The 3,935-nt window shown below is 68.3% G+C and carries 5 protein-coding genes; 3 read left to right on the forward strand and 2 right to left on the reverse strand.

The genetic code is table 11. From position 1 onward, the window contains the following. Nucleotides 1–307: 307 nt before the first annotated feature. Nucleotides 308–1,150: a pentapeptide repeat-containing protein gene (locus SYNGFB01_RS09925; RefSeq protein WP_048017902.1), complete on the forward strand. Its 843-nt coding sequence runs from the start codon at nucleotides 308–310 to the stop codon at nucleotides 1,148–1,150. Nucleotides 1,151–1,210: 60 nt separating this feature from the next. Here the strand turns inward: SYNGFB01_RS09925 and SYNGFB01_RS09930 are convergent, their stop codons facing one another. Next, a complete protein-coding gene (locus SYNGFB01_RS09930; protein WP_048017898.1) occupies nucleotides 1,211–1,687 on the reverse strand; it encodes a hypothetical protein in 477 nt (158 codons plus the stop codon). A 535-nt stretch (nucleotides 1,688–2,222) separates the two neighbouring features. On the opposite strand from SYNGFB01_RS09930, the gene SYNGFB01_RS09935 reads away from it, so the two are divergent. Next, nucleotides 2,223–2,411: a hypothetical protein gene (locus SYNGFB01_RS09935; protein ID WP_048017899.1), complete on the forward strand. Its 189-nt coding sequence runs from the start codon at nucleotides 2,223–2,225 to the stop codon at nucleotides 2,409–2,411. Here the strand turns inward: SYNGFB01_RS09935 and SYNGFB01_RS09940 are convergent, their stop codons facing one another. After that, on the reverse strand, nucleotides 2,412–2,885 hold the full coding sequence (locus SYNGFB01_RS09940) for a DUF2062 domain-containing protein (protein ID WP_048017900.1): 474 nt from the start codon (nucleotides 2,883–2,885) through the stop codon (nucleotides 2,412–2,414). On the opposite strand from SYNGFB01_RS09940, the gene mnmE reads away from it, so the two are divergent. Next, nucleotides 2,884–3,935: tRNA uridine-5-carboxymethylaminomethyl(34) synthesis GTPase MnmE (gene mnmE / locus SYNGFB01_RS09945; RefSeq protein WP_048017901.1), on the forward strand; the 1,052-nt coding region annotated here is incomplete at its 3' end. The two genes, SYNGFB01_RS09940 and mnmE, sit on opposite strands and share 2 nt — an antisense overlap.

A 3,935-nucleotide genomic window follows, 5' to 3' on the forward strand; every position in this document is an offset into this window, starting at 1 on the left:
GCCCGGCCGGCTGCATGACCACACCGACCGAAACCGACACATTGGTCATGAACATCATGGGCCGCCAGCCAATGTCATGCACGCGGCGAATGGCCTGGGCGGCGAAGCGCGGCACCACGCCGCAAATCAGCACATCCGCGCCGGCGGCCTGAAGCTGCACGATTTGGCTATCAATGGTGGGATCGGTCGCTTCATTGGTCGATCGGCGCAGCCTGGCCCCTGCCGCCGGAGCGGTTGCATGATTCCGACCGGCCCTAGCCTGCGCTATCAAGACGCAATGCTGCAGGCGGAGCCGATGTCGGGAATCATGCCGCCGTCCAGGCGCGATCCCATCCCCGCTCATCGTCTGGCGGTCGGCTTTCTGGCAACAGCCGTGCTGCTCGGGGCGTCGGCTGGCATGGCCGATGACAGCGGCCATCTGCAACGGTTGCTGGAGAAGCGGAACTGCCCTGGTTGCCGGCTGGCGGATGCCGATCTGGTCTACGCCGACCTCCGCGATGCCCAGCTGGCGCAGGCCCAGCTGCAACGCGCCAACCTCGGCCGCGCCCAACTGGATGGCGCCAATCTGCGGGGTGCCGACCTGAGCTTCAGCTCCCTGCTTGGGGCTTCGCTGCGGGGTGCCGACCTGCGCGGCGCCCGCCTCGAGGGTACCGACCTCCGCGAGGCCGATCTCAGCGGTGCTCTGCTCGACCCCGATGCCCTCATGCGCAGTCACTGGAAGGGTGCCCTTGGTGTTCCGGTGGAGTCGAGCAGCTACGCGAGCATCCACAACGCCGGTGTTGAGGCCGCTCTGGAGGGTCGTTTGCCCCAGGCGGAGGAAGCGTTCAGCAAGGCCCTGCTCAGGCAACCGGATGCCGCGATCACCTGGGTGGCCCGTGGTCTGGTGCGGATCGAGCAGGGCAACCGCGATGGCGGCCGAAAGGATCTCAACTACGCCGCCAGCCTCTACGAGCGTCAGGGAAGTTCCGATGTGGCCGCGGAACTCAGGCAGGGTGCCGAACAGCTGGCCCGGGATCCCGATGCAGGGATCGAAGCCAAGGGCGGCAATGGCATGGGCTCAGCGATGCTTCAGGGTGCTTCCGGTCTGGTGCAGGCCTTGGCTCCTCTGGCACAACTGGCCTCACGTTTCTTCGTGCCGGTGCCGTTCTGAAAGGCTGCCGTTCAGCGCCGATCTCGTTGTCCGGCGATGGGTGTCGGCCGTTGACTCCCCTTATGCCGCCTTCTGGTGCGAACGGATGGGAGCAGACTGGCGGATCGTTCTGGTGACCGCATGGCCCGGATCGGGAGCGGCATGACGCTCAGCAGTGGTGCTGTGATCGGGTGATCCCTTGTGGCCGCGCTCAAGATGTCCGCGGTCGCTGCGACGGGGGAGGATCACCAGCCGGGTGAGGCCATTGAGGCCATGGGTGAGCAGATTCCAGAGGAATTCCAGCTGGGGAACGAGTTTCGTGCCGATCCTCACCGAGCCGCTGACCACAGCCAGCACCGCGATCACGGCGACCACGGCGAGAGCCGCAAAACCCAGCATCTGCACCAGCCCGAGCAGAAGCTGGCCGATTCCCATCACCACACCCTTGACGCCACTGATCACGTTGAAGATCGCCTGGCTGGCCACCAGGACGCTGTCGAGCTGCACCGTGTGGGTCAGGGCGAAGAGACCACCCAGGGCCAGGCCGCCACTGACCATGAGCAGAATCCCCCTGGCCAGACTGCGCGCATCAGGCTGCTGGCTCGATCGGATAACGGCTGGAGCACTCCGGGTGGATCGTGTCATGGCGAAGAGTCAGATTCCCGGCTTACGCCTGAAGCAATGGTGAGAATGGTGGCGATCGTCGACCAGTGCCCCGGGACGGTTGCGCAAGTGGCTGTTCCTTCCGGCCCGCGGCTGGACTGCCGGTGGTTGTGACCAATCCCCTGCTGGGGCTGCCGTTCGAGCCTGCATCGAGCCGCTGGGTCCCGACTCCATACAGATGTGGTGCCGGCGGCGCTCTGGCGGCGCGCCCGACCGCTGCGGGATCGCTGGATGGGCCGACCTGAAGGCGGCGCCGCTGTCGCGGGGTGGCAGCCGCGCTGGAACCTGCCCGAAGTGCCGATCGCACCGGAGTGGGAGAACCTTCGGATTGGCTGGCAGGCGTGATGGAGTCCTGACCAGCGTGGTGATCGCTACAGCCAGGCCGGGCGGGTCCCGATACAAACGCAGCACGATCGTTATCCGTGGAGCCATGACGTCTGATCAAGCGGCCCAGCTGATCGATGACACCCTGGATCTGGTGCACCGGCGTCTTCAGGATCTCCAGGGCCAGGCCCTGGGAGCCGAGCAGCGGGCCCTGGCTGCTGAATTCCGTGAATGGCGCCATCCGGAGGGAGGCCATATCGACCTGATGGTGTTTCCCGGGCTCGCCAACTCCTGATCACAGCTGGGTCGGCCAGGAGCGCTCCTGCTTCAGCCAGAGCCAGAACAGCCAGCCGAATGCGGTGGCGCAGGCCAGTCCCACCACGGCCGAGCCGAGCAGCAGCCGGCTGGCCACCTGGCCGCCCAGTTGCCAGATCACCCGGTGGGTGTGGATGGCCCCTCCCGGCCACGGCTCGGCGCTGCCGAGGAGCCAGCAGCCCAGCTGGTCGTTGAACCAGTAGAGCGGCACATAGGTGAGCGGATTGCTGATCCAGGTGCCGGCGGCCGCCAACAGATGGTTGCCCCGCAGCACACTGGCCAGGGCCACGCCCAGAAGGGTCTGCAGACCGAAGAAGGGAAAGCAGCCGCAGAAGATCCCCGCTGCCAGCCCCCGTGCCCGCTGGCCATGGCTTCCCTCCTGCCGCCAGAGCCAGACCAGCCAGCGCTGCAGGCGCCTGCCGAGGCTGAGGGCTGAACGCTGGAATGGAGGCATGAAGGCCAGCGAAACGGGGTCCAACGACACGATTGCCGCCGTCGCCACGGCGGTGGCTCCGGGCGAGGGCAGTGTGGCGATCGTACGAATCTCCGGCCCGCAGGCGGAGCCGATCGGCAGGCGCTTGTTCGTGCCCCCGGGCGATCAGACCTGGGAGAGCCATCGGGTGCTCTACGGCCACGTGGTGGATCCGGCCAGCGGCGAGCGGGTGGATGAGGCCCTGCTGCTGCTGATGCGGGCACCCCGCAGCTTCACCCGCGAAACCGTGGTGGAGCTCCACTGCCACGGGGGCCTGGTGGCGGTGCAGCGGGTGCTGGAGCTGGTGCTGGCGGCCGGTGCCCGCCGGGCCCAGCCAGGCGAGTTCAGCCAGCGGGCCTTCCTCAATGGCCGCCTCGATCTCACCCGCGCCGAGGCGATCGGCGAGATGATCACGGCCCGATCCCGCCGCGCCGCCCAGCTGGCCATGGCCGGCATCGATGGCGGCCTGCAACGTCGTCTCACCGCCCTGCGCGGTCGGCTGCTCGACCAGCTGGCCGAGTTGGAGGCGCGGGTGGATTTCGAGGAGGACCTGCCGCCGCTGGATGGCGCGGCGGTGGCGGCGGAGCTGGCGACGGTGCGCGGTGAGCTGGAGCGCCTCGTGGCCGAGGCACGTCAGGGGGAGCTGCTGCGCCAGGGGCTCCGGGTGGCGATCGTGGGTCGTCCCAACGTGGGCAAATCGAGCCTGCTCAACCTGCTCAGTCGGCGTGAGCGGGCGATCGTGACCGACCTGCCCGGCACCACCCGCGACCTGCTGGAGAGTGAGCTGGTGCTCGAAGGGGTGCCGCTCACCCTGCTCGACACTGCCGGCATCCGCGACACCGGCGATCGGGTGGAGCAGCTCGGCATCGAGCGCTCCCGCGCCGCCCTGGCGGCGGCCGATGCGGTGCTGCTGCTGTTCGATCTCAGCGCCGGCTGGACTGCCCAGGACCAGGCCCTGCGCGACCTGGTGCCGCCCGGCGCGGTGCTGCTGGTGGCGGGCAACAAGGCTGATGCCGGCGGCCTGCCGGTGGG

The organism is Synechococcus sp. GFB01 (assembly GCF_001039265.1).
GTDB lineage: Bacteria > Cyanobacteriota > Cyanobacteriia > PCC-6307 > Cyanobiaceae > NIES-981.

Bases quoted from the DNA above. Each gene is read 5' to 3' on its own strand.
- SYNGFB01_RS09925 (WP_048017902.1), top strand. From the start codon at position 308: ATGCCGCCGTCCAGGCGCGATCCCATCCCCGCTCATCGTCTGGCGGTC.
- SYNGFB01_RS09935 (WP_048017899.1), top strand. From the start codon at position 2,223: ATGACGTCTGATCAAGCGGCCCAGCTGATCGATGACACCCTGGATCTG.
- SYNGFB01_RS09940 (WP_048017900.1), bottom strand. From the start codon at position 2,885: ATGCCTCCATTCCAGCGTTCAGCCCTCAGCCTCGGCAGGCGCCTGCAG.
- SYNGFB01_RS09930 (WP_048017898.1), bottom strand. From the start codon at position 1,687: ATGGTCAGTGGCGGCCTGGCCCTGGGTGGTCTCTTCGCCCTGACCCAC.